Raw genomic sequence first — 24,478 nt, 5'->3', positions numbered from 1 at the left:
CCGCCGGCCCGCGCACCATCGGGGTCGACCCTGGTCCCGGGTCGGGGTCGGACCGGGGTCGGGCCAGGGGTCGGACGGCCCCGCCGCGCGCCCCCGCTGTGTGACGATGGACCGACGACGAGGGGAGCCATGACCCAGACCAGCCCGATGCCCCGCAAGGCCTACCGCGACACCCGCGAGCCCGTGCTCGGCGGGGTCTGCGCCGGACTCGCGACCCACCTGGCCGTGCCGGTCCTGTGGGTGCGCGTGGCGTTCCTCGTCGCGGCGCTGCTCGGCGGCATGGGCGTGGCGATGTACGCCGGCCTCTGGCTGGTCCTGCCGGCCGACCCGCGCCCGCACGAGGAGGCGCCCGGCCTGGCCAGCGCCACCCGCGGCGGGCGCCGCCCCGGCCGCACCCGCCGCCTCCAGGACCTCGGCCCGGTCGTCGCCCTCGCGGCGCTGGGCCTGGGGGCGGTGCTGCTGCTCGAGGCGACCCTCGGTCGCGGCGCGGTCTTCTGGCCCGTGGCCATCGGCCTGGCGGGGGTGGCCCTGCTGTGGCGGCAGGCGGACGAGGCCCAGCGCGAGCGCTGGCTGGACTCCACCGGCCGGGTCGACCCGCTGCGGGTGCTGATGGGTCCGGGCGGCTGGGCGGCGTACCTCCGGGTCGCCGCGGGGGCCGCGCTGCTCGTCTCCGCGGTCTTCATCGTCGGCTTCGACTCCGGCGGGGACGGCCAGGCACAGGGCGTCCTGGTGGCGGCGCTGCTGGGCATCGCCGCCCTGGCCGTCGTGGTGGGTCCGTGGGTCTACCGCCTGGCCGGCGAGCTGAGCGCGGAGCGCGAGGCCCGCATCCGCTCCCAGGAACGGGCCGACGTCGCCGCCCACCTGCACGACTCCGTGCTGCAGACCCTCGCCCTGATCCAGAAGGCCGCCGACGACGCCCCCACGGTCGCGCGGCTCGCCCGCGCCCAGGAGCGGGACCTGCGCTCGTGGCTCTTCGAGGGCGAGGCCGCCGGCGCCACCAGCCTCGCCGGTGCGCTGCGGGCGGCCGCCGCCGAGGTCGAGGACGCCCACGGGGTCGGCATCGACGTCGTCGCGGTGGGGGACTGCCCCCTCGAGGAGCCGCTGCGACCGCTCGTCGCCGCCACCCGCGAGGCCCTCACCAACGCCGCCAAGCACGCTGGCACCGGCCGCGTGGACGTGTACGCCGAGGTCGGGCCCGCCGCGGTCGAGGTCTTCGTCCGCGACCGCGGCACCGGGTTCGACCTGGGCGCGGTGCCCGCGGACCGGCTCGGGGTCCGTGGCAGCATCATCGACCGGATGCTCCGCCACGGCGGTCGCGCCGAGATCCGCACCGCCCCGGGCGAGGGCACCGAGGTGCGCCTGCACCTGCCCCGCACACCCGAGCAGACGCCACCCGAGGAGAGCCCGTGACCGAGCACCCCAGGCCCGTCCGCGTCGTGGTCGTCGACGACCACGCCATGTTCCGTGCGGGGGTGCGCGCCGAGCTGGTCGCGGTGGGGGCTGCGGAGGTCGAGGTGCTGGCCGAGGCCGCCGACGTCGACAGCGCGGTCGCCGCGATCGCCCAGCACGCCCCTGACGTGGTCCTGCTCGACGTGCACCTGCCCGGCGGCGGCGGGGTCGAGGTCATGCGCAGGACGTCCGCCTCGGCCGGTGCCGCGACGCCCGGGTCACCGCGCTACCTCGCGCTCAGCGTCAGCGACGCCGCCGAGGACGTCATCGGCGCGATCCGCGGCGGGGCGAGGGGCTACGTCACCAAGACGATCACCGGCCCCGAGCTGGTCTCGGCGATCCGGCGGGTGGCCGACGGGGACGCGGTCTTCAGCCCGCGGCTGGCCGGCTTCGTCCTCGATGCCTTCGCCGGTTCCATCGAGGTCGCGGCGGTCGACGAGGACCTCGACCGCCTCACCGAGCGCGAGCGGGAGGTGATGCGCCTGATCGCCCGCGGCTACGCCTACAAGGAGGTCGCCAAGGAGCTGTTCATCTCCATCAAGACCGTCGAGACCCACATGTCCTCGGTGCTGCGCAAGCTGCAGCTCTCCTCGCGCCACGAGCTCACCCGCTGGGCCTCGGACCGCCGCCTGCTCTGAGTCCGGGCCGCCCGTTGCCCGACACTCGCACATGACGGGGCCCACCCCCGTGGGTGGTTGAGCACCGACGTACGCCGGGTAGGTGGCCCCCCATGAGCACCGACGCCATGGCCGAGGGCCCGGTCACCACGCAGTCCGACGACCCGGACCACGAGCTGACCCGGTCCATCACCGGCAGGCAGCTGTTCTTCTACACGCTCGGCGACGTGCTGGGCTCGGGCATCTACGTGCTCATCGGCCTGGTCGCTGCGGCCGTCGGAGGGGCGTTCTGGATCGCCTTCGCGGTGGGCGTGACGATCGCGGCGATCACGGGGTCGGCGTACGCCGAGCTCGTCACGAAGTACCCCCGGGCCGCCGGTGCGGCGCTCTACGTCAACAAGGCCTTCGGCAGCCGCGCCCTGACCTTCCTGGTGACGGTCTCCTTCCTCTCCGCCAGCTTCGCCGCGGCGGGGTCGCTGGCCACCGGCTTCGCGCAGTACTTCGCCGAGATCTGGTCCGCACCGCCGGCCCTGCTGGTGACCATCGGCTTCGTGCTGGTGCTCACGGTCATCAACTTCATCGGCATCACCGAGTCGGTCGTGGTCAACATGCTCATGACCTTCGTCGAGGTGACCGGTCTGCTGATCATCATGGTCATCGGCGTGTGGCACGTGGCTTCCGGCGACGCCGACTTCGGGCGCCTGGTGGAGTTCAGCGCCGAGGGGAACCCCGCGCTGGCGATCCTGGCCGGCGTGGCGCTGTCGTTCTTCGCGATGACCGGCTTCGAGAACACCGCCAACGTGGCCGAGGAGACCCTCGACCCGCACCGGTCGTTCCCCCGCTCGCTCATCGGCGGCATGGCGGTGGCCGGGGTCGTCTACGTCCTCGTCTCCATCGCCGCGGCGCTCACCGTGTCCACCGGCGACCTCGCGAACTCCGACGCGGCCCTGCTCGAGGTCGTGAAGTCCGGCATCCTGCCCGTCGACACGGGTCTGCTCGGCACGGTCTTCTCGGTCATCGCAATGGTGGCCATCTTCAACACGACCCTGGTCGCGGTGGTCACCCAGCCGCGCATCCTCTACGGCATGGCCCGCGAGGACATCGTCCCCGACGCCTTCGGCCGCCTGCACTCCTCGCGCCGCAGCCCCTGGGTCGGACTGGTCTTCAGCGCCGTCGTCGTCGTCGCCCTGCTGGTCATCGGCACGCTCGTGACCGAGTCGGGCGCCGGGCTCGACCTGGTCGGCCGGCTGGCGACCGTGACGGTGCTCTTCCTGCTCTTCATCTACGCCCTGGTCATCGTCTCCGCGCTGCGGCTGCGCGGCCAGGACGAGGACCACCGCACCTTCCGCGCCAACACGGCGCTGCTGGTGGCCGGCCTGGTCGGCAACGCCGCGATCCTCGTGTGGACGATCTACGACGACCCGACCTCGCTGCTGTGGTGCGCAGGCCTGGTCGCCGTGGGCCTGGTGCTCTTCGTCATCGAGCAGCTGACCGGCACCCGCGACCGCCCGCTCACCGACGCCTGATCAGCGCGGGGTGATCCCCGCGCCCGGGAGCGTCGGGTCGATGAGGATCTTGGCGTGCTCCTCGGGGGAGCCCAGCGCCTCGAAGGCTGCCTCGACGCCCTCGAGCCCGACGGTGCCGGTGAGCAGCGGAGAGGGATCCACGCGACCCGACGCCAGCAGGTGCAGTGTGTCGCGGAACTCCAGCGGGGTGTAGCCCAGGACGAAGCGCAGGTCGAGCTCCTTGTTGACCGCGAGCGAGGGCCTCACCCGGTCCTCGCTCATGCAGACCCCGACGACCACGACGCGGCTGGCCAGCGGCGCCTGCGCCATGACCTGGTCCAGCATCCCGGGTACGCCGACGCACTCGAAGACCACGGGAGCGGGCTGGTCGGCGGCCCCGACGAGCTCGGCCGCACGGTTGACGTGGTGCCAGCCGGGGACCCGGCGCAGCCGCTCCATGGTCGAGACCGCGAAGTCGAGCAGCTCCGGCGCGGTGCTGCGCCAGCCCCGGCCCGGGGCCGCGGTCCACGGCGACTCCTCGCGGGGGTCGACCACGACATCGGCCCCGCACGCCCGCGCCAGCTCGCGCCGGGCGGCGGAGAGGTCGCTGGCCACGACGGTGCGCACGCCGCGCGCCTTGAGGAGCAGCACGACCGCCAGCCCGACCGGACCGCAGCCCAGCACGATCGCGGTGTCGCGGCGACCGGCCCCGGAGCGGCGGACCGCGTGGTGGGCCACCGCCATCGGCTCGGTGAGGGCGGCCAGGTCGTCGTCGAGTCCGTCCGGCACCCGGTGCAGCATCGAGGCCTCGACGAGCACCTGCTCGGCGTACCCTCCCGGTGCCTCGGGGGAGAGGCCCAGGGGGTGCACGCCCGAGGAGGTGCGCAGCAGCGGGAAGACCGCGACGCGGGTGCCCTCGGGGAAGGCCCGGGCGGTGCCGCGGCCGTGGGCCAGCACCTCGCCGCACAGCTCGTGGCCCAGCACCGTGGCGGTCCCCGAGCTGATGCTGTGGTGGTAGTCCAGCTCCGACATCACCGCGGCCAGCTCGTCGGCGTGGTGCCGCGCGTGCAGGTCCGAGCCGCAGATGCCGGTGCGCCGCACCCTCAGCACCACCTGCCCCGGGCCGGGCTCCGGCTCCGGGAGGTCGACGACGGACAGGTCCCCTGCCTGGCAGGTCACGGCGCGCACGCGGCCATGCTGCCGCACCCGGCGCGGTCGCGCTGGCTACGATCAGCGCGTGGAGACCCTGCGCCTGATCCTGCTCTTCCTGCACGTGCTCGGCTTCGCCGCGCTCATCGGTGGCCTGCTGGCCCAGGCCGGCACCGGGGAGAAGCGTGTCAACGCCGCCATGCGCGACGGTGCCGGCACCGCCTTCCTCACCGGTCTCGCGCTGGTCGGCATCCTGTCGGCAGGGGACCAGGAGCCGAACAACACCAAGGTCGCGGTCAAGCTGGTCGTCGCGCTGGTGGTGCTGGTGCTGGTCATGGCCAACCTGCGCAAGCCCAGCATCCCGCAGGGTCTGTGGGCCGGCATCCTCGCGCTGTCGGTCCTCAACGTCGCGCTCGCGGTGTTCTGGTCCCCGGCGCACGCCTGGGTCTGACGCCCGGGTGGTCCGGCCCGCGGCAGGCGCTGTCGACGGGCGGACGTAGGCTGGCGACAGCATGGATGACGCCCCCGCGACCCTGGACCTCCCCGACCTCGACCTGCCCGTTCGAGCGGCCCGCGGAGGACCCTCCCGGGAGGTGCTGCTCGAGGGGCTGAACGACCCCCAGCGCGCGGCGGTGGTGCACGAGGGTGCCCCGCTGCTGGTGGTCGCCGGAGCCGGCTCCGGCAAGACCCGCGTCCTGACCCGGCGCATCGCGTGGACCATCTCCGAGCGCGGGGCGCACCCGGGCTCGATCCTGGCGATCACCTTCACCAACAAGGCCGCGGCCGAGATGAAGGAGCGGGTCGAGGAGCTCGTGGGGCGGCGCGCGCGGATCATGTGGGTCTCGACGTTCCACTCCGCCTGCGTGCGGATCCTGCGCAAGGAGATCACGGCCCTGGAGCGCGAGGGCGGCACCTGGAAGTCCAACTTCTCCATCTACGACGCCCAGGACCAGAAGCGGCTGATGACGCTCGTGGCCCAGGACCTCGACCTCGACACCAAGAAGTTCCAGCCGGGCGCGCTGCTGCACTGGGTGAGCAACCAGAAGAACGAGCTGCGCGACCACGAGCAGGCCACCGCGGACGCCAGGAACAAGCTCGAGGAGACCTACGCCGCGGCGTACTCGCTCTACCAGCGACGCCTGCGCGAGGCCAACGCGCTGGACTTCGACGACCTGATCATGACGACGGTGCACCTCTTCGAGGCGTTCCCGGAGATCAAGGAGACCTACCGCCGCCGCTTCCGGCACGTGCTGGTCGACGAGTACCAGGACACCAACCACGCGCAGTACGCCCTGATCCACAGCCTCTGCGCCGACCCGCTGGAGGAGCCGGTCGCGGACGGCGGGCCCGCCGCGGAGCGGGTGCCGCCGGCCGAGCTCATGGTCGTCGGTGATGCCGACCAGTCGATCTACGCCTTCCGCGGCGCCAACATCCGCAACATCCTCGACTTCGAGCAGGACTTCCCCGACGCGCAGACGATCCTGCTGGAGCAGAACTACCGCTCGACCCAGACCATCCTCACCGCGGCCAACGCGGTCATCGGCCACAACAAGGGCCGCAAGCCCAAGCGGTTGTGGTCCGACGCCGGCGACGGTGCCCGGATCGTGGGGTACGTCGCCGACGACGAGCGCGACGAGGCGCGCTTCGTCTCGGGGGAGATCGACACCCTGGTCGACGGCGGCGCACGGCCCGGCGACGTGGCGGTGTTCTACCGCACCAACGCCCAGTCGCGGGTCTTCGAGGAGGTGTTCATCCGCACCGGGCAGCCCTACAAGGTCGTGGGCGGCGTGCGGTTCTACGAGCGGCGCGAGGTGCGCGACGCGCTGGCCTACCTGCGGATGCTCGCCAACCCCGAGGACCAGGTCTCGCTGCGCCGCATCCTCAACACCCCCAAGCGCGGCATCGGCGACCGAGCGGTCGCCTGCGTGACGGCGTACGCCGAGCGCGAGCGGATCTCGTTCTGGGCCGCCCTGCAGGAGGCGCGCAACGCGCCCGGCCTGGCGACCCGCTCGCTCACGTGCATCCAGGGCTTCGTCGACCTGGTGCAGGAGCTGCAGTCGATGGTGGAGGCCGGGGAGCGCGCCGACGTGGTGCTCGAGACCACCCTCGAGCGCTCGGGCTACCTCGCGGCGCTGGAGGAGTCCGACGACCCGCAGGACGCCACCCGTCTGGAGAACCTCGCCGAGCTGGTGGCCGTGGCGCGCGAGTTCGCCGAGGACCCGCAGGCCGGGCCCTCGGCGGACCCCGCCGACGTCGACGCCGGGCTGGTGCAGCCCGGGCTGACCGACTTCCTGGAGCGGGTGGCGCTGGTCGCCGACACCGACCAGATCCCCGACGACCCGGAGGGCGAGGACGTCGGGGTCGTCACGCTGATGACCCTGCACACCGCCAAGGGACTGGAGTTCCCCACGGTCTTCCTGACCGGTCTCGAGGACGGCGTCTTCCCGCACTCCCGTGCCCTCGGCGACCAGACCGAGCTGGAGGAGGAGCGGCGCCTGGCGTACGTCGGTGTCACCCGGGCCCGCGAGCGGCTCTACCTCTCCCGCGCCGTCGTGCGCTCGGCCTGGGGAGCGCCGTCGCACAACCCGGCCTCCCGCTTCCTCGACGAGATGCCGGTCGACCTCGTCGACTGGCGCCGCACCGAGGCCGCGCAGACCAGCTGGTCGCGCCCGGACCTGTCCGGCTCCTCCGGGCCGTCCGGGTCCTGGGGCTCGGGGGCGCCCACGGCGTCGGGTCGCCGCAACTTCTCGGCCGCCGCGGCGCGGGCCGACGCCGCCGCGAAGTCCAAGCGGGCCGACCGGGCCGTGCCGTCGCTGGCCCCGGGTGACCGGGTCACCCACGACTCCTTCGGGCTCGGCACCGTCGTCTCGGTCGAGGGGGAGGCCGAGCGGGCCGTCGCCTCCATCGACTTCGGCAGCGACGGGGTCAAGCGGCTGCTGCTGCGCTACGCGCCTGTCGAGAAGCTCTGACGAGGACGCGTCAGCGGACTCGTCGACGGTGGTCGAGCGAGCGGCGCGACTGAGGAACGAAGTCGCGACTCGCGTGTCGAGACCCGGTGACGCGGTCACCGAGGACGACCACCGTCAGGGAGTCACACCATTCGCGATCAGCGCCGCCCGCGGGTCGACCGGGTCGCCGCCACCGGGGCGCACCTCGAGGTGCAGGTGCGGGCCGGTCACGTTGCCGGTGGAGCCGACGGTGCCGATGACGTCGCCGGGGGCGACGACGTCGCCGACCGAGACGAGGATCGAGGTCTGGTGGGCGTACCAGATCTCGGTGCCGTCCTCGAGCGTGAGGACGGTCTTGTTGCCGTAGGCGCCGTCGTAGCCGGTGGAGGTCACCACGCCGCGGGCTACGGCCAGCAGGGAGGTGCCGGTGTCGGCGGCGAAGTCCAGGCCCGTGTGGTAGCTCGACCAGAGGCCGTACTCGCCGAAGGTGGCGGTCAGGCGGTAGCCGACCAGCGGCAGGACCCACTGGTTGTCGGCCAGCACGCCGGCGCGCTGCTCGGCCGCCTTGGCCAGCTTGTCCAGGGCGGCGTTGCGCTGCTCGGCCTGGGCCTCCACCTGGGCCTCGAGCTCCATGCCGGCGGCGTCGCCGAGGGCGTCACGGTCGCTGGCGCGGCTGACGACGCCCGGACGGACCGCGCCGATGCCGTCGGAGCCGCTCAGCGCGCCGACCGAGCCGATCCGGGCCTGACCGGCGGAGGCGAGGTCCGGGGAGGTGGTGGTGAGGACGCCGCCGACGGAGACGGCCATCGCAGCGACACCGACCAGCACGGGCACCGAGGGCACCCGGCGCAGGAGGGCGGTGCGGGTGGCCCGGCGCTCGGCCCGGCGGCGGCCGGCGACGGCCTCGCGGGTGAGCGACAGCGGGAGCACGACGGTGTCCTCGCCGGCGAAGGAGGTCGAGGCGTCGGCCGGCTCGAGGTCGGCCAGCACCCGGGCGATCGTCGCGGTGTCGGGCCCGTCGGCGGACTGAGCGGCAAGGGAGGTCGTGGGGGAGGAGTCCGGCGCCGCGGCGCGGCGGCGATCGACGTACGCCGCCACCTGCCGCTCGACCTCGGCGACCTCCTGGGAGACCTGCTGCGCGGCGCGAGCCGGGCGCTCGAGCGTGGTGGCCGCGGCGCGGCGGCGACCGACGTACGGCGTTGTCTCGGCGGTGCGCGGCTCGGGTGCGCTGACCGCGGCGCGGCGGCGACCGACGTAGGCGTCGCGCGGGGTCACTGCGTCCGAGGTGCCGGGGCCGGTGGCCTGGCTGTCGTCTCGGGTGGGACCCATGAAGTGCGCTCTCCGATGAGTTGCTGGCGTTCACCCCGGGGGGTGGGACGGGCGAGTAGGGACTGTAACGGACCGGTCGTCCGAGGTCTAAACCGCCCCTCGGGGTGGACCAACGGGTGTCGTTGCCGAACCGTTATGCCGCCTGGCGTGGTCGCCGCCACTGGTCTGGACCGGGCCAGCGTAGGTGGTCGGTGTTCGGGGCGGACCCGAAGTGACCCGCCGGTCACATGACGTCGGTCACGTCCACCACCCGGGGCCTCGTCGTGGACGCCCGCGCAGGACTAGTGTGCCCGGGGCGTCGCGCGCGCCTCGATGACGCGCGCCCAGGACGCCGGCGCTCAAACCGAGATCCGACACAGAGGAACTGGTGGACCAGTGGACCTGATGGAGTACCAGGCGAAGGAGCTCTTCGCCAAGCACGGTGTGGCCACGACGCTCGGCGTCGTCGTCGAGACCCCCGAGGCCGCCAAGGCCGCCGCCGAGGAGCTCGGCGGCGTCACGGTGGTCAAGGCGCAGGTCAAGGCGGGCGGTCGCGGCAAGGCCGGCGGCGTCAAGCTGGCCAAGACCGCGGACGAGGCCTTCGAGCACGCGAGCAACATCCTCGGGATGGAGATCAAGGGGCTCACCGTCAACCGGGTGCTCGTCACCCCGGCGACCCCGCCGGTCGAGGAGTACTATTTCTCGTTCCTGCTCGACCGCGCCAACCGCGGCCACCTCTGCATCGCCTCGGTCGAGGGTGGTGTGGAGATCGAGGAGGTCGCCAAGACCAACCCCGAGGCCGTGCGCCAGATCCGCATCGACGCCCTCGAGGGCGTGACCCCGGAGAAGGCCGCCGCGATCGTCGACGAGGCGAAGTTCCCCGCCGAGCTGCGCGACCAGGCCATCGAGATGGTCCAGAAGCTCTGGAAGGTCTACACCGAGGAGGACGCGACCCTCGTCGAGGTCAACCCGCTGGCCCGCCTCGAGGGCGACAAGCTCGAGGCGCTCGACGGCAAGGTCTCCCTCGACGAGAACGCCTCCGAGGTGCGCCACCCCGACCACGAGCAGTTCGAGATCCGCGAGGAGGCCGACCCGCTCGAGGCGAAGGCCAAGGACCTCGGCCTCAACTACGTCAAGCTCGACGGCGAGGTCGGCATCATCGGCAACGGCGCGGGTCTCGTGATGAGCACCCTCGACGTCGTCGCGTACGCCGGTGAGAAGCACGGCGGCGTGAAGCCGGCCAACTTCCTGGACATCGGTGGCGGCGCCAACGCCACCGTCATGGCCAACGGTCTCGACGTCATCCTCAACGACGCGCAGGTCAAGAGCGTGTTCGTCAACGTCTTCGGCGGCATCACCGCCTGCGACGAGGTCGCCAACGGCATCAAGGGCGCCCTGGAGATCCTCGGCGACAACGCGACCAAGCCCCTGGTGGTCCGCCTCGACGGCAACAACGTCGAGCAGGGCCGCGCGATCCTGGCCGAGCTGGCGCACCCGCTCGTGACCGTGGTCGACACCATGGACGGCGCGGCCGACAAGGCCGCCGAGCTGGCGAACGCCTGAGACGAGGAGAACCAGACATGACGATCTACCTGAACAAGGACTCCAAGATCATCGTCCAGGGCATCACCGGTGGGATGGGCTCCAAGCACACCACCCTCATGCTCCAGGCCGACGCCGACATCGTGGGCGGCGTCAACGCCCGCAAGGCCGGCACCACCGTCGAGCTCAACGGCAAGGAGCTCCCGGTCTTCGGCACCGTCGAGGAGGCGATGAAGGAGACCGGTGCCAACGTCTCGGTCGCCTTCGTGCCGCCGGCGTTCACCAAGGACGCCTGCATCGAGGCCATCGACGCCGAGATGCCGCTCCTGGTGGTCATCACCGAGGGCGTCCCGGTGCAGGACACCGCCGAGGTGTTCGCCTACCTGCAGGGCAAGAAGACCCGGATGATCGGCCCCAACTGCCCGGGCATCATCAGCCCGGAGGAGTCGCTGGCCGGCATCACCCCGCACACCATCGCGGGCAAGGGCCCCATCGGCCTGGTCTCGAAGTCCGGCACGCTGACCTACCAGATGATGTACGAGCTGCGGGACTTCGGCTTCACCACCGCCATCGGCATCGGCGGTGACCCGATCATCGGCACCACGCACATCGACGCCCTCGAGGCGTTCGAGGCCGACCCCGAGACCAAGGCGATCGTGATGATCGGCGAGATCGGCGGCGACGCCGAGGAGCGGGCCGCGGCCTACATCAAGGAGCACGTGACCAAGCCTGTCGTCGGGTACGTCGCCGGCTTCACCGCCCCGGAGGGCAAGACCATGGGCCACGCCGGCGCCATCGTCTCCGGCTCCTCGGGCACCGCGCAGGCGAAGAAGGAGGCCCTCGAGGCCGCCGGGGTCAAGGTCGGCAAGACGCCGTCCGAGACCGCCGAGCTCATGCGGGAGATCATGAAGAACCTCTGATCCCACGGATCAGCACGACGCCCCCGGCCGGTGGCCGGGGGCGTCGTCGCGTCCAGGGGGTGGGGCGCTCAGGCGCTCAGCAGGGGTCGGCGGAGAACACGCACATCTCGGCGATGACCTCGGAGTCGCGGTCCTGGGACCGCTCACGCTCGTCCTCGAGGACGGCGGGGTCGCCGCCGCCGAGGGAGAACGAGGTCGTGTACAGCACCGCGTTGCCGACCCGCACCGCCTGGTGCAGGTAGGTCTGGCCGTCGTCCCAGACGTTGGCGAAGACCAGTGACTGCTCACCCAGGTCGCTGGTCAGCGGCACCACGGTGGTCTCCGTGTCACGGCAGGTCGCGGCCTGCTCGGCCATCGCGTCGATGCGCGCGGCGGCCTCGGTGTCGTCGGCGAAGACGGCGAGCGACCGGTCGATGCCGCCCTCGGTGTCCTGGAAGACCGCCTGCAGCACGTCGAGGGAGCCGGTGACGTCCCAGGCCTCCCCGCGGCACGGCCCGGGTGCCTGGGGCTCGTAGCCCTCGCGCGCCTCGACCGGCGTGCCGGAGAAGACGTTCGTCGCGGGCAGCCCCCGGACCAGGGGGAAGCCTGTCGGGATGTCGGTGCGCCACGCGACGGCGTCCGTGCTTGGGCCCTGGGTGGCGACCAGCCCGGAGTCGCCGTCGGTGCTCCCGCCGGTCTGGGTCAGGGCGACCGGGACGCCGACGGCGACGAGCGCGGCGACGGTGCCGCCGGCGACCGCCAGGGCGGTGTTGCGGCGCCGCAGGCGGTCACCGCGACGGCGTACCTCGTGGGCGGGGAGGGGGTGCAGGTCGGTGGACATGGTGGCCTTGAAGGTCTCGAAGGGGTCGTGGTCAGACACTGGTCGCTCCTCCCGGGAGGGTGTCGGTCGTGGGGTCGGTGAGCAGGGCGGCGAGCGCCGCGCGGCCGCGGGAGAGCCGCGCCTTGACGGTGCCCTCGGGCACGCCGGTCTCGCGGGCCACCTCGTGGACCGGGAGGTCGGCGAGGTGGTGCAGCACCAGTGCGCGCCGCTGCGCCTCGGGCAGCTGCTTGAGCGCGGCCACCAGGGCCACGTGGGCCTCGCTGGGCGGCGCCGTGGTGGTGGCGGCGCCCAGGGCGCGGTCGGCCGGTCGCCGACCCTTCACGACGCGCCGCCAGCGGCTGACCGCCAACCGGTACGCCGTGGTGCGCACCCATGCCTCGGGGTGGCCCGCACGGTCCAGCGACCGCCTGTGGGCCCACGCCCGCACGAACGCCTCCTGCACGCACTCCTCGGCCTCGTCGCGACTGCCGATCATGGCGTGCACCTGACCGACGACGCGGGCGTAGGAACTTGTGTAGAAGTCGTCGAACTCGACCTCGTCCATCGTCCTGCTCTCGTCTCCGGGACGGCTGTCGTCGCCGTCCTCGCAGTGTGTACGCCGGAGCAGACGGGTCGGTTGCGCCCCGCCGCGGACTTTTCCCGGCGAGGGGGTGCGTCCGCCCGGACGGCCGGCTCAGGCGCCGGAGCGGAGCCGCTGCAGGCCGCGCTCGGCCAGGGCGAGGAAGGCCCCACGGTCCATCTCCACGCCGGGCGCGGGGATGAAGCCCAGCTGGAGCACCTGGCCGCCGGAGCGCGCGACGGCCATGTAGTACTTCACCGACCGGGTCTCGGAGACCTCGACGGTGACGTGCCAGACCGCGAGCTCCTCGGCGGCGCCGGCGCGGGAGGCGGCGGTGAGCACCTCGGTGCCGAGGTCGCGGTCGGAGCAGGTGCTCATCTTGCGCCGGATGTCGGAGACGAAGGTGCGCGCCTGCGGCGGCGGCAGCGTGCCCACGGTCTCGGTCAGGCCGAACTCGACCGGCAGCTCGGCCTCGGGGATGAGGAAGGTGCGGGTGGTGGCGCCGCGGACCGGCGAGCCGCCGACCCGGCCGGAGAACGACGTGCGGTCGCAGCGGGTGGCGGCGGCGTTGTCGCCCCGGATGCGGCCGGGACGGGTGCCGACCCAGGGAGCGTCCACGCCCGAGACGGGCGGCAGGTCGGTCTCCACGAGCATCGTGGCCGGGTCGCCCGCGGGGAGCGGGTCGCGCGGTCGCAGCTGCGGGGCGCGGGAGTCGTCGGGGCAGCGACCGCCGCCGTCGAGCCCGCACACGCCGGCCACGGCCGTCGCGAGCAGCTGGGCCTGGAGCCGGGGGACCTCCACGCTGGCCCGCCGCACCGAGGAGGCGGTCGTCACGACGAAGCGCCCCGAGCGGGCCATGCCCACGACGGTGGTGGTCACCGGGTCGTCCCAGTCGCGCAGGACCAGCTGGACGGCCTCCTCGCCGAGGCCCTCGACGGAGCTGGTCCCGAGCAGCTGGGTGCGCCCGCCGTCCTCGCACCGGGCGAACCACTCGGCGAGACGGCCCATGGCCCGGCGGGCGGCCGCCTCGCTGCGGGAGACCTCCGTGGTCGCCACGACGCTGCGCCGGGGCTCGCTCCCGCGGGGCGTGCGGACCTCGCGGACCAGCGCGTCGACGAGCCTCGGATCGGCGTACCTCGCCTGCTGGCACGGCATGACCAGGCCGTCGCCGTAGGTGTTGTCGTGGGTGCGCGTCTCCTCCCAGCCGCGGCCCGGCAGCAGGTCGGCGACCCGGTCCACCGGGACCATCGCGCTGGTGGGCAGCACCTGTGCGTCCTCGGGAGCGGGGGTGCTCGTGGGGCGGGGGGCCGAGACGGTGCCCACCGTGGCCCGGTCCAGCGTGGGCCGCACGCCAGCGGGGTCGGAGACCAGGGCGCCCGTGAGCGCCACGGCTGCGACCGCGGCCACCGCCCCGATCGTGGTGTGGGTACGCCGCCGGGTGGCGCCGGAGCGGCGGATGATCGAGGCGCGGGGCCAGCGGACCTCGGGCGGGGTCTCGAGCAGGCTGCGCAGCAGCAGCGGGACCGCGGTGGTGGGGCTGCCGCGGTGCACGGCCAGCTGCGACGTGGCGGTCTGCAGCTCGCGGGTGGTGTCCTCGACGGTCAGCCCGACCTCGTGGGCCATGTCCTCCAGCCGCACGCTCGCCAGGTGGGTCAGCAGCAGCACGCGGCGCTGGGTGTGGGTGATCTTGGCGAGCGCCTCGAGGGTGGCCGCGACCTCGGGGTCCAGGCCCTTCTCGCGGTGCCAGGGGCGGGCGACGTGGCGACGGTGCGCGTGCTGCCAGGCGTGCGGACGGACCCAGTCCTCGGGGTCGGCGTGCCGCGACACCTTGCGCCAGTGGTGCCAGGCCTCGACGAAGGCGTCGCGGACGGCGCTGCGGGCCACGCGCACGTCGCCGGTCAGCGCGAAGGTCTGCACGAGCAGGCGGTCACGCGCGTCCCGGTAGAACGCGTCGAACTCCTCTTCCCTGCTCATGGCGAGTCCAACCTACGTGAGCGGCCACGGGCGGTGATGATGGGCGGGTCATGACCTCCCTCCTGACCCGCCCCACCGGACCGTCCCGCCCCCGGCCCTCCCGCGGGCGGCTGCCGCTGGCCCCCGTCGCGTTCGCCGGGGGCGTCCTGGCGGCGCTCGGCCCGCTGCTGGTCTGCCTGGCCCTCGGCGTGGTCGGCTGGTTCCTGGCCGACGCCGGCTCCCACGGCTCGCCCAGCGACGGGATGCGCGTGGGCGCCACGACCTGGCTGGTCGCGCACGGGTCCGGGGTCGCCGTCGAGGGCGTCCGGCTCACCGTCGTACCCCTCGGGCTGACGCTGCTCGCCGCCTGGAGCACCTGGCGGGCGGGCCTGCGGGTCGGTGACCTCGTCTCCGGGCACGGACCCGACGCCGACGGGATCGAGGACGGCGAGCGCGACTGGACCGTGCCGCTGGCCGTCACCCTGCTCTTCGCGGGGTACGCCGTCGTCGGGGTCGTCACGCACTCCCTGGCCGCCACGCGCGCGAGCGCGCCGGACTCCGCGCCGGTGCTCGGCTGGTCGCTGGTGCTCTGCGCCCTGGTCGGCGGTGCCGCCGTCGCCACCGGCTCGGGCCGCGCCGCGATCTGGGCCGCCGGCGTGCCGCCGATGCTGCTGGACACCCTGCGCACGGCGCGGCTGGTGCTGCGGCTGTGGCTCGTGGTCTCCCTGCTCCTGCTGCTCGGTGCCTTCGTCGTCGACCTCGGCACCGCCCTCAACGTGATGTCCCAGCTCCACTCGGGCGCCGGCGACGCCGTCCTGGTGCTGCTGGTCGCGCTGGTGCTGCTGCCCAACACCGTGGCGTTCTCGGGCGCCTACCTCGCCGGTCCTGGCTTCACCGTCGGGGCCGGCACCCTGGTCAGCCCCTCGGTGGTCGTGCTCGGCCCGCTGCCGGTCTTCCCCATCCTCGCCGCCCTGCCGGACGCCGGCGACCCGCCGGGCTGGACGAGCGCCCTGGTGGCCGTGCCGCCCCTGGTCGCCGCCGTCGCCGTCGCGCTGGCCCAGCGCGCCGCGCCGACCTCCCGCTGGGACGAGGCCGCCCTGCGCGGCTGCGTGGGCGGCGCACTGGCCGCCGTCGCCTTCACCGTCCTCACCGCACTCGCCGGGGGAGCCGTCGGCCCGGGCCGGATGCGCGACGTCTCCCCGCTGGTCGGCGACGTCCTGGTGCAGTCGCTGACCACCTTCGCCCTCGGCGGGCTGCTCGGCGCGCTCGCCATGACCGCCTGGCAGCGCCGCCGGGCCCGCTGAGCACCGCCGAGCAGTCAGTTCTGAACCGCCGAGGCGTCACTTTCGAACCCTCGAGCAATCACATCCTCGCGCTGGCCCTAGTCTGCGGCGCGTGACCGCACGGCTCGTCGTCCTCGTCTCCGGCTCCGGCACCAACCTCCAGGCCCTCCTGGACGCGTGCGCCGACCCGGCGTACGGCGCCTCGGTGGTCGCCGTCGGCGCCGACCGCGACGACATCGAGGGCCTGGCCCGGGCCGAGCGCGCCGGGGTGCCGACCTTCGTCGCCCGGGTCGGGGACTTCTCGTCCCGCGACCACTGGGACCGGGCGCTGGCCGACAAGGTCGGGGCCTTCGAGCCGGACCTGGTCGTGCTGGCCGGCTTCATGAAGCTGGTCGGGCCGGGGTTCCTCGCGGCCTTCGGCGGCCGCACCGTCAACACCCACCCCGCGCTGTCGCCGTCCTTCCCCGGGATGCACGGCCCCCGCGACGCCCTGGAGTACGGCGTGAAGGTCACCGGCTGCACGCTCTTCGTCGTCGACGAGGGCGTGGACACCGGCGTGATCCTGGCCCAGTCCGTCGTGCCGGTGCAGGACGACGACGACGTCGAGAGCCTCCACGAGCGGATCAAGGTGGCCGAGCGCGCGATGCTCGTCGACACCGTCGGGCGGATGGCCCGCGAGGGTTTCCGGGTCGAGGGTCGCCGCGGTCTCATCGGGCCCTCCGGCCGTTAGGCCCCCCTGGCTGGGCGCCGGTAGTCTGCGCCCACACGACTGGCGCGGGTGGGTGACCACCGGGGAGTGACAAGTCGGGGCATCGTCCGCCTGGGTGCCCCTCGTCCGACGCAGAGCCCTGCAGGAGTGTCATGAGCGAGAACCGCGTCCCGATCAGGCGAGCCCTGGTCTCCGTCTACGACAAGTCCGGCCTCGAGGACCTCGTCCGCGGCCTGCACGACGCGGGCGTCACCCTCGTGTCGACCGGTGGCTCGGCGGGGCTGATCGAGGGCCTCGGGCTGCCGGTCACCAAGGTCGAGGACCTCACCGGCTTCCCCGAGTGCCTCGACGGCCGGGTCAAGACGCTCCACCCGCGCGTGCACGCCGGCATCCTGGCCGACCGCCGCCTGGACTCCCACGTGCAGCAGCTGGCCGACCTCGAGGTCGAGCCCTTCGACCTGGTCGTCTCCAACCTCTACCCGTTCACCCAGACGGTCGCGTCCGGCGCCTCGCCCGACGAGTGCGTCGAGCAGATCGACATCGGCGGGCCGTCGATGGTCCGCGCGGCCGCCAAGAACCACCCCTCGGTCGCCATCGTGACCTCCCCCGAGCGGTACGCCGACGTGCTGGCCGCCGTGGCCGAGGGTGGCTTCACCCTCGAGCAGCGCAAGCGGCTCGCGGCCGAGGCGTTCGTGCACACCGCGTCGTACGACGTGGCGGTGGCCTCGTGGATGGGCAACGTCCTCACCGACACCAGCGACGGTGCCGGCTACCCCGCGTGGGCCGGTGCCACCTGGGAGCGGTCCGCGGTCCTGCGGTACGGCGAGAACCCGCACCAGTCCGCGGCGCTCTACCGCTCCGGCCACGGGCCCGCGGGCCTGGCCGGTGCGCAGCAGCTGCACGGCAAGGAGATGTCCTACAACAACTACGTCGACACCGACGCGGCCCGGCGCGCGGCGTACGACTTCGACCAGCCGGCCGTGGCGATCATCAAGCACGCGAACCCGTGCGGCGTGGCCGTCGGTGCCGACGTCGCCGAGGCGCACCGCCGCGCCCACGCCTGCGACCCGGTCTCCGCGTTCGGCGGTGTGATCGCAGCGAACCGCCCGGTCACCAAGGAGATGGCCGAGCAGGTCGCCGAGGTGTTCACCGAGGTCATCGTGGCCCCGGGCTACGAGGACGGCGCCGTCGAGGTCCTCCAGGGCAAGAAGAACATCCGCATCCTGGTCTGCGAGGACCTCGAGCGCGGCGGCGTCGAGACCCGGCCGATCTCCGGCGGGCTGCTCATGCAGGAGCGCGACTCCTTCCAGGCCGAGGGCGACGACCCGTCGGGCTGGACGCTCGCCACCGGCGAGGCCGCCTCCGACGAGGTGCTCGCCGACCTCGCCTTCGCCTGGCGCGCCTGCCGCTCGGCCAAGTCCAACGCGATCCTGCTCGCCAAGGACGGCGCCTCGGTCGGCATCGGCATGGGCCAGGTCAACCGGGTCGACTCCTGCAAGCTCGCCGTCGAGCGCGCCAACACCCTCGCCGAGGGGGAGGAGCGCTCTCGTGGAGCGGTCGCGGCCTCGGACGCGTTCTTCCCGTTCGAGGACGGCCCGCAGGTGCTGATCGACGCCGGCGTGACCGCGATCGTCCAGCCCGGCGGCTCGGTGCGCGACGAGCTCACCATCGAGGCCTGCAAGGCCGCGGGCGTGACGATGTACTTCACCGGCACCCGGCACTTCTTCCACTAGAGACCGAGCTTGCTCGGGCTCGTAGGTGGAAGGGTCGAGCGAGCGCCGCGGCTGAGGGACGAAGCCGCGACGCGCGTGTCGAGACACCAGTGAGACGCGAGCAGACAGCAACCACGCAGGAGAACCCATGACCGCACAGAAGCTCGACGGCACCGCCACGCTCAAGGCCATCAAGGAGGAGCTGAAGGTCCGGGTGGCCGCGCTCAAGGAGCAGGGCATCGTCCCGGGCCTCGGCACCGTCCTGGTCGGCGACGACCCGGGCAGCCACTGGTACGTCGGTGCCAAGCACAAGGACTGCGCCGAGATCGGCATCGAGTCGATCCGCGTCGACCTGCCCGCGACCGCCACCCAGGCCGAGGTCGAGGCCGAGATCGACCGGCTCAACGCCGACCCCGGCTGCACCGGCTTCCTCATCCAGCAGCCGACCGGCCTGGACGAGTACGCCCTGCTGTCGCGGGTCGACCCCGACAAGGACGTCGACGGACTGCACCCGGTCTCCCTGGGCCGGCTGGCCCTCGGGGTGCCCGGGTCCCTGCCGTGCACGCCCGTCGGGTGCATCGAGCTGCTGCGCCGTCACGGCATCGAGCTGGCCGGGGCCGAGGTGGTCGTGGTCGGTCGCGGACTCACGGTCGGTCGTCCGATGGGGCTGCTGCTGACCCGGCGTACCGAGAACGCGACCGCGACCCTGTGCCACACCGGCACCCGCGACCTCGCCAAGCACGTGCGCGAGGCCGACGTCGTCGTGGCGGCTGCCGGCGTGCCCGGCATCATCAGCGCCGACATGGTCAAGCCCGGCGCGGCCGTGCTCGACGTGGGGGTCTCGCGGGTCGACGGCAAGATCGCCGGCGACGTCGCGCCGGACGTGTGGGACGTGGCCGGCTGGGTCTCTCCCAACCCCGGCGGCGTGGGCCCGATGACGCGCGCGATGCTGCTGAGCAACATCGTCGACATGGCCGAGCGCGCTGCCCGGTAGCGTGACCCGGGTGAGCCAGGAGGAGCCGGCGCAGCCGTCCGAGGAGCTCGAGGACCCGGTCCCGACGGTCTCCGAGATCGCCGAGGAGATCGCCGAGGAGGAGGGGCGTCGCTACCCCTCGACGATCGGCGGCTTCTTCTACCTCTGGGTGCTGGCCGCGGCCGCCCTGGGGGTGGCCTGGGCCTGGCTCGGCGACGACTGGCGCCTCGGGGTCACCTGGATCTCCGGGGCCCTGCTCGCGGCTGCCGGGCTGCGCCTGGTCCTGCCGCGCCGCGACGCCGGGATGCTCGCGGTGCGCCACCGCATCGTCGACGTGCTCCTGCTCGGGGCCCTCGGCGGGACGCTGCTCTTCCTGGCCCGCACGATCCCCAACCAGCCGGGTCTGTAGACGACGGCCGAGCAGTCACTTTCTCGGGGCCGAGCAGTCACTTTCTCGGGCTGCAACAGTCGATCAACAGGGGCCCGGCTCCGCGGCGGCAGGTCACCAGCGACGACGCAGGTGGACGCCGGCGTCCAGCCCGCGCGCGTACGTCGGCGCGGGAGCGCGTCGGCGCTCGGTGACCGATGCGCGGAGTCGCCGGATCCATGCGTCGAGCCGGTCGCCCGACAGGTCCTCCTTGCGTACGACGATGACGACCCACCCCGCGCGCGCCAACGCCGCGCGCCGCTCGGCATCTGCCGCCCGCTCGGCCGGGTCGCTGTGCCATTGCTCCCCGTCGTACTCCACGGCGATGCGCAGGTGCGGATAGGCCAGGTCCAGCCGGTACGTGTTGCCCTCGACGACCACCACGTGCTGCGCGACGGGCCTGGGCAGCATGTGGTCGAGGACCAGCCGCCGCACCCAGGACTCGGGTGGTGACTCGGCCCCGGGCTCCACGTCGTTGACCAGCTCGCGCAGCTGGGTCACCCCGCGTCGACCGGCGAAGCGAGGGAGCAGCTGCCGCAGGTCCGCGGTCGTGATTCCGTGCTGGCGGGCGAACTGGTCCAGGACCGCCGCCGCGGCCAGGCGGCCACGCTGGCAGGCGAGGTCCGCCGCGGTACGCAACGGACTGGTGACGAGGAGTCCGTCCGCGAGCTCGACCACGTCGTCGTCGCTCAGCGCCCTCAAAGCGCCGTGCACACCGCCGAGACGCGTGCGGGTGCCCGAACGGGCCACCACGTCCAGGAGCGGGGGCACGTCGAGGTCCCTGGGGTCCCAGTGGTCCACCCCCTGGAGCCACGACGCGCTGCGGTCGCATACCACCATGCGCACCGGGAGGACGAGTGCGGCTGCTGCGCTGCGCAGGGCCAGCGAGTCCGGCACGGACGCGTCGACGTACACACCGCGCAGGACCCGACGTACGTCGCCACGGATGACTGCCCGGTGCAGCCGGTCCGGCGTCCAGCCTGCGGCGAGGGCGTCACAGGTCGTGGTCGGGACGTGGAGAGGGCGCGCCGGGAGCAACATGCCGACAGGCTCGTGCGCGAACGGGCGCAGCACGAGCGACGCCCCCGCCGCCTGTGGAGAACAGGCAGCGGGGGCGTGCTGTGGATGGTTGGTGACCGGTCGAGCGCGAAGAAGTGACCGGTCGGCCCCGAGGACGTGACTGCTCGGCAGTCCCCCGGGGCGGTCCCTCAGATCAGGCCGAGCTCGGTGACCGCGGAGCGCTCGTCGGCGAGCTCGGCGGTGGAGGCGTCGATCTTCGCGCGGGAGAAGTCGTCGATCTCCAGGCCCTCGACGATGCTCCAGTCGCCGTCCTTCGTGGTGACGGGGAAGGAGGAGATGAGGCCCTCGGGCACGCCGTACTCGCCCTTCGAGACCACGGCCATCGAGACCCAGTCGCCCTCGGCCGAGCCGTAGAGCCAGTCGCGCGCGGCGTCGATGGTGGCCGAGGCGGCCGAGGCGGCCGAGGAGGAGCCCCGGGCGTCGATGATCGCGGCGCCGCGCTTCGCGACGGTCGGGATGAAGGTGTTCTCCAGCCAGTCCTGGTCGCCCACGACCTCGGCGGCGTTGCGGCCGCCGACCTCGGCGTGGAACAGGTCGGGGTACTGCGTGGCGGAGTGGTTGCCCCAGATCGTCATCTTGGTGATGTCGGTGACGGGGGCGCCGGTCTTGGCGGCCAGCTGCGAGATCGCCCGGTTGTGGTCGAGGCGGGTCAGCGCGGAGAAGCGCTCGGCCGGGATGTCCGGGGCGTTCTTCATCGCGATGAGGGCGTTGGTGTTGGCGGGGTTGCCGGTGACACCGATGCGCACGTCGTCCGCGGCGACCGCGTTGAGGGCCTTGCCCTGGGCGGTGAAGATCGCACCGTTGGCCGAGAGCAGGTCGCCGCGCTCCATGCCCGGGCCGCGCGGGCGGGCGCCGACGAGCAGGGCGAGGTTGACGCCGTCGAAGATCTTCTCGGCGTCGTCACCGATCTCGATGCCCGCGAGGCCGGGGAAGGCGCAGTCGTCGAGCTCCATGACCACGCCCTCGAGCGCCTTGAGCGCGGGGGTGATCTCGAGCAGGCGCAGCTCGATGGGCCGGTCGGCGGTGAGCGCGCCGCTGGCGAGGCGGAAGAGCAGGCTGTAGCCGATCTGACCGGCGGCGCCGGTCACGGCCACCTTCAGCGGGGTGGTGGTCACGCGGGTCTCCTTGAGAGAGGGTCGAGGCGGGCCCGGGACAGGAGCGGACCCCCGGCGACGCTAGCAGCGGGTGCGTGGGTCCTGTCAGGCTGGGCCGGTCCCGCGTCAGGTATCTTGACGTCAAGAAAACCCAGGAACTCAGACGACGATCGCCAGGAGCCGCCGGAAACCATGGCCACCATCATCTACACCCACACCGACGAGGCGCCGCTGCTGGCGACGTACTCCTTCCTGCCGATCATCCAGGCGTACGCCGCCAAGGCCGGCGTCGAGGTGGAGACCCGCGACATCTCGCTGTCGGGTCGCATCCTCGCCGCCTTCGACCTCGCCGACGACGCCCTGGCCGAGCTCGGCGAGCTGGCGACCAAGCCCGAGGCCAACATCATCAAGCTGCCCAACATCTCCGCCTCCGTGCCGCAGCTCAAGGCCGCGATCAAGGAGCTGCAGGAGAAGGGGCACGCGCTCCCGGACTACCCCGAGAACCCCACCACCGACGAGGAGCGCGACGCCCGCGCCCGCTACGACAAGGTGAAGGGCTCCGCGGTCAACCCGGTGCTGCGCGAGGGCAACTCCGACCGCCGCGCGCCCGCTGCGGTCAAGGGCTACGCCAAGAAGTACCCCCACCGCATGGGCGCGTGGAGCAGCGACTCCAAGACCTCGGTCGCCACCATGGGCAAGGACGACTTCCGCGCCAACGAGCAGTCGGTCGTCATCCCGGAGGCCGACACCCTCACCATCGTCCTGAAGGCCGCCGACGGCACCGAGACCGTCCTCAAGGACGGCCTGGCCGTCGAGGCCGGAGAGGTCGTCGACGCCACCTTCATGGACGTCGCCGCGCTGCGCCGCTTCCTCACCGAGCAGATCGCCCGCGCCAAGGCCGACGACGTGCTGTTCTCCCTGCACATGAAGGCCACGATGATGAAGGTCTCCGACCCGATCATCTTCGGCCACGCCGTCCAGGCGTTCTTCCCCGCGCTCTTCGAGCAGTACGGCGAGCAGCTGGCCGCGGCGGGCGTCTCCCCCAACGACGGCCTCGGCGGGCTGCTCTCCGCGGTCAAGGACCTCCCCGAGGGCGAGGCGATCGAGGCCGCGGTCAAGCAGGGCCTGGCCGACGGTCCGCGCATGGCGATGGTCGACGACCGCAAGGGCATCACCAACCTGCACGTCCCCTCCGACGTCATCATCGACGCCTCGATGCCGGCGATGATCCGCATCGGCGGCCACATGTGGGGTCCCGACGGCAAGGAGGCCGACTGCCTCGCCGTCATCCCCGACTCCTCCTACGCCGGCGTCTACGCCGCGGTCATCGAGGACTGCAAGAAGAACGGCGCCTACGACCCGGCGACCATGGGCTCGGTGCCCAACGTCGGCCTCATGGCCCGCAAGGCCGAGGAGTACGGCTCGCACGACAAGACGTTCGAGATCCCCACCGCCGGCACCGTCGAGATCCGCAACGCCGCGGGCGAGGTGCTCACCTCCCACCAGGTCTCGGAGGGCGACATCTGGCGCGCCTGTCAGACCAAGGACGAGCCGATCCGCGACTGGGTCAAGCTGGCCGTGACCCGCGCCCGCGCCTCCTCGACCCCGGCCGTCTTCTGGCTCGACGAGACCCGCGCCCACGACGCCAACCTGATCGAGAAGGTCAAGGCCTACCTCCCGGAGCACGACACCGAGGGCCTGACCATCGAGATCATGGCCCCGGCCGAGGCGTGCGCGTTCTCCGTGGAGCGCATCCGCAAGGGCGAGGACACCATCTCGGTCACCGGCAACGTGCTGCGTGACTACAACACCGACCTCTTCCCGATCCTCGAGGTCGGCACGTCGGCCAAGATGCTCTCCATCGTCCCGCTCATGAACGGTGGCGGCCTCTTCGAGACCGGCGCCGGCGGCTCGGCCCCCAAGCACGTCCAGCAGCTGCTGGAGGAGAACTACCTGCGCTGGGACTCCCTGGGTGAGTTCTTCGCCCTGGCCGCCTCCTTCGAGCACCTCGCGGGGTACGCCGACAACCGCGGCGCCCAGGTGCTGGCCGACACCCTCGACGCCGCGACCGCGACGTTCCTGGAGGAGGACAAGTCCCCGACCCGCAAGATCGGCGGCATCGACAACCGCGGCTCGCACTTCTACCTGGCGATGTACTGGGCCCAGGAGCTGGCGAAGCAGACCGCCGACCCGGCGCTGGCCGAGGTCTTCGCGCCGCTGGCCGAGAAGCTGGCCGCCGCCGAGGACACGATCGTGGGCGAGCTCAACGGCGTCCAGGGCCACCCCGCCGACGTGGGCGGCTACTACCGTCCCGACGACGAGAAGGCGGACGCCGTGATGCGCCCGTCGACGACGCTCAACGAGGCGCTCGCCGCCTTCTGACGCCGCGGCCGGACCACCGGCCGGACCAGCACCGACACGACCCGGGGA

General features: G+C 72.9%; 20 protein-coding genes and 1 riboswitch. Of the genes, 13 read left to right on the top strand and 7 right to left on the bottom strand.

What is annotated here, in order from left to right; translation table 11 throughout:
- Nucleotides 1-129 precede the first annotated feature (129 nt).
- The 3 genes from ACYVID_RS09010 (at nt 130) to ACYVID_RS09000 (ending at nt 3,592) form a co-directional block, all read left to right on the top strand.
- A complete protein-coding gene (locus ACYVID_RS09010) occupies nt 130-1,410 on the top strand; it encodes an ATP-binding protein (protein ID WP_460736377.1) in 1,281 nt (426 codons plus the stop codon).
- On the top strand, nt 1,407-2,087 hold the full coding sequence (locus tag ACYVID_RS09005) for a LuxR C-terminal-related transcriptional regulator (RefSeq protein ID WP_460736376.1): 681 nt from the start codon (nt 1,407-1,409) through the stop codon (nt 2,085-2,087). Before ACYVID_RS09010 ends, ACYVID_RS09005 begins: the two co-directional genes overlap by 4 nt.
- Nucleotides 2,088-2,179: 92 nt before the next feature.
- Nucleotides 2,180-3,592 carry an APC family permease gene (locus ACYVID_RS09000; protein WP_460736375.1) on the top strand — a complete coding sequence of 471 codons (1,413 nt, stop codon included), beginning with the start codon at nt 2,180-2,182 and terminating at the stop codon, nt 3,590-3,592.
- Here ACYVID_RS09000 and ACYVID_RS08995 read toward each other — a convergent pair whose 3' ends face one another.
- Entirely contained in the window at nt 3,593-4,759 is a 1,167-nt protein-coding gene (locus ACYVID_RS08995) for a zinc-binding dehydrogenase (protein WP_460736374.1), read from the bottom strand.
- A gap of 49 nt (nt 4,760-4,808) precedes the next feature.
- Between ACYVID_RS08995 and ACYVID_RS08990 the strand changes: the two genes are divergently transcribed.
- A complete protein-coding gene (locus ACYVID_RS08990; RefSeq protein ID WP_460736373.1) occupies nt 4,809-5,171 on the top strand; it encodes a hypothetical protein in 363 nt (120 codons plus the stop codon).
- Between the two features lie 61 nt (nt 5,172-5,232).
- A complete protein-coding gene (gene pcrA / locus ACYVID_RS08985; RefSeq protein ID WP_460736372.1) occupies nt 5,233-7,689 on the top strand; it encodes a DNA helicase PcrA in 2,457 nt (818 codons plus the stop codon).
- A 114-nt stretch (nt 7,690-7,803) separates the two neighbouring features.
- Here pcrA and ACYVID_RS08980 read toward each other — a convergent pair whose 3' ends face one another.
- Nucleotides 7,804-8,997, bottom strand: coding sequence for a M23 family metallopeptidase (locus ACYVID_RS08980; protein WP_460736371.1), 1,194 nt, complete (start codon nt 8,995-8,997; stop codon nt 7,804-7,806).
- A 375-nt stretch (nt 8,998-9,372) separates the two neighbouring features.
- On the opposite strand from ACYVID_RS08980, the gene sucC reads away from it, so the two are divergent.
- Together sucC and sucD are read left to right on the top strand one after the other, a co-directional pair.
- Nucleotides 9,373-10,539, top strand: a complete 1,167-nt coding sequence (gene sucC, locus ACYVID_RS08975; protein ID WP_460736370.1) for an ADP-forming succinate--CoA ligase subunit beta — start codon at nt 9,373-9,375, stop codon at nt 10,537-10,539.
- 17 nt (nt 10,540-10,556) lie between these two features.
- Complete coding sequence (gene sucD, locus ACYVID_RS08970; RefSeq protein WP_460736369.1) at nt 10,557-11,438, top strand: succinate--CoA ligase subunit alpha; 882 nt, start codon at nt 10,557-10,559, stop codon at nt 11,436-11,438.
- A 76-nt stretch (nt 11,439-11,514) separates the two neighbouring features.
- Here the strand turns inward: sucD and ACYVID_RS08965 are convergent, their stop codons facing one another.
- From ACYVID_RS08965 to ACYVID_RS08955, 3 genes are all read right to left on the bottom strand, one after another.
- The gene (locus tag ACYVID_RS08965) at nt 11,515-12,297 is read right to left on the bottom strand and encodes a hypothetical protein (protein WP_460736368.1); all 783 of its coding nucleotides are present in this window, start codon (nt 12,295-12,297) and stop codon (nt 11,515-11,517) included.
- Nucleotides 12,290-12,802, bottom strand: coding sequence for an RNA polymerase sigma factor (locus ACYVID_RS08960; RefSeq protein WP_460736367.1), 513 nt, complete (start codon nt 12,800-12,802; stop codon nt 12,290-12,292). Before ACYVID_RS08960 ends, ACYVID_RS08965 begins: the two co-directional genes overlap by 8 nt.
- A gap of 129 nt (nt 12,803-12,931) precedes the next feature.
- A complete protein-coding gene (locus tag ACYVID_RS08955; RefSeq protein ID WP_460736366.1) occupies nt 12,932-14,791 on the bottom strand; it encodes a SigE family RNA polymerase sigma factor in 1,860 nt (619 codons plus the stop codon).
- Between the two features lie 50 nt (nt 14,792-14,841).
- Here ACYVID_RS08955 and ACYVID_RS08950 point away from each other — a divergent pair, with 50 nt between their 5' ends.
- The 5 genes from ACYVID_RS08950 to ACYVID_RS08930 all read left to right on the top strand — a co-directional run bounded on the left by ACYVID_RS08950 (nt 14,842) and on the right by ACYVID_RS08930 (nt 19,856).
- On the top strand, nt 14,842-16,074 hold the full coding sequence (locus tag ACYVID_RS08950) for a cell division protein PerM (RefSeq protein WP_460736365.1): 1,233 nt from the start codon (nt 14,842-14,844) through the stop codon (nt 16,072-16,074).
- Between the two features lie 91 nt (nt 16,075-16,165).
- Nucleotides 16,166-16,783 (top strand): phosphoribosylglycinamide formyltransferase, encoded by a 618-nt coding sequence (purN, locus tag ACYVID_RS08945; protein WP_460736364.1) that lies wholly within the window; start codon nt 16,166-16,168, stop codon nt 16,781-16,783.
- A 25-nt stretch (nt 16,784-16,808) separates the two neighbouring features.
- A riboswitch (ZMP/ZTP riboswitch) is annotated at nt 16,809-16,886 on the top strand.
- 28 nt (nt 16,887-16,914) lie between these two features.
- A complete protein-coding gene (gene purH / locus ACYVID_RS08940) occupies nt 16,915-18,495 on the top strand; it encodes a bifunctional phosphoribosylaminoimidazolecarboxamide formyltransferase/IMP cyclohydrolase (protein WP_460736363.1) in 1,581 nt (526 codons plus the stop codon).
- Between the two features lie 127 nt (nt 18,496-18,622).
- Entirely contained in the window at nt 18,623-19,468 is an 846-nt protein-coding gene (locus tag ACYVID_RS08935) for a bifunctional methylenetetrahydrofolate dehydrogenase/methenyltetrahydrofolate cyclohydrolase (protein WP_460736362.1), read from the top strand.
- A 10-nt stretch (nt 19,469-19,478) separates the two neighbouring features.
- Complete coding sequence (locus ACYVID_RS08930; RefSeq protein WP_460736361.1) at nt 19,479-19,856, top strand: DUF3017 domain-containing protein; 378 nt, start codon at nt 19,479-19,481, stop codon at nt 19,854-19,856.
- 93 nt (nt 19,857-19,949) lie between these two features.
- Here ACYVID_RS08930 and ACYVID_RS08925 read toward each other — a convergent pair whose 3' ends face one another.
- Both ACYVID_RS08925 and ACYVID_RS08920 read right to left on the bottom strand, forming a co-directional pair.
- Nucleotides 19,950-20,915, bottom strand: a complete 966-nt coding sequence (locus ACYVID_RS08925; protein ID WP_460736360.1) for a hypothetical protein — start codon at nt 20,913-20,915, stop codon at nt 19,950-19,952.
- Nucleotides 20,916-21,082: 167 nt separating this feature from the next.
- On the bottom strand, nt 21,083-22,069 hold the full coding sequence (locus tag ACYVID_RS08920) for a malate dehydrogenase (RefSeq protein ID WP_460736359.1): 987 nt from the start codon (nt 22,067-22,069) through the stop codon (nt 21,083-21,085).
- A gap of 171 nt (nt 22,070-22,240) precedes the next feature.
- Between ACYVID_RS08920 and ACYVID_RS08915 the strand changes: the two genes are divergently transcribed.
- Nucleotides 22,241-24,430 carry an NADP-dependent isocitrate dehydrogenase gene (locus ACYVID_RS08915; protein ID WP_460736358.1) on the top strand — a complete coding sequence of 730 codons (2,190 nt, stop codon included), beginning with the start codon at nt 22,241-22,243 and terminating at the stop codon, nt 24,428-24,430.
- Nucleotides 24,431-24,478 lie beyond the last annotated feature (48 nt).

The organism is Nocardioides ginkgobilobae, from assembly GCF_054781275.1.
Note: the sequence above shows the minus strand (reverse complement) of the source record. Positions and strands in the feature narration are given on the sequence as shown.

Coding starts and splice junctions, on each gene's coding strand:
- pcrA (WP_460736372.1), top strand. CDS start 5,233: ATGGATGACGCCCCCGCGACCCTGGACCTCCCCGACCTCGACCTGCCC.
- ACYVID_RS09010 (WP_460736377.1), top strand. CDS start 130: ATGACCCAGACCAGCCCGATGCCCCGCAAGGCCTACCGCGACACCCGC.
- ACYVID_RS08980 (WP_460736371.1), bottom strand. CDS start 8,997: ATGGGTCCCACCCGAGACGACAGCCAGGCCACCGGCCCCGGCACCTCG.
- ACYVID_RS08925 (WP_460736360.1), bottom strand. CDS start 20,915: ATGTTGCTCCCGGCGCGCCCTCTCCACGTCCCGACCACGACCTGTGAC.
- ACYVID_RS08950 (WP_460736365.1), top strand. CDS start 14,842: ATGACCTCCCTCCTGACCCGCCCCACCGGACCGTCCCGCCCCCGGCCC.
- ACYVID_RS09000 (WP_460736375.1), top strand. CDS start 2,180: ATGAGCACCGACGCCATGGCCGAGGGCCCGGTCACCACGCAGTCCGAC.
- purH (WP_460736363.1), top strand. CDS start 16,915: ATGAGCGAGAACCGCGTCCCGATCAGGCGAGCCCTGGTCTCCGTCTAC.
- ACYVID_RS08915 (WP_460736358.1), top strand. CDS start 22,241: ATGGCCACCATCATCTACACCCACACCGACGAGGCGCCGCTGCTGGCG.
- sucD (WP_460736369.1), top strand. CDS start 10,557: ATGACGATCTACCTGAACAAGGACTCCAAGATCATCGTCCAGGGCATC.
- ACYVID_RS08960 (WP_460736367.1), bottom strand. CDS start 12,802: ATGGACGAGGTCGAGTTCGACGACTTCTACACAAGTTCCTACGCCCGC.
- ACYVID_RS08935 (WP_460736362.1), top strand. CDS start 18,623: ATGACCGCACAGAAGCTCGACGGCACCGCCACGCTCAAGGCCATCAAG.
- ACYVID_RS08955 (WP_460736366.1), bottom strand. CDS start 14,791: ATGAGCAGGGAAGAGGAGTTCGACGCGTTCTACCGGGACGCGCGTGAC.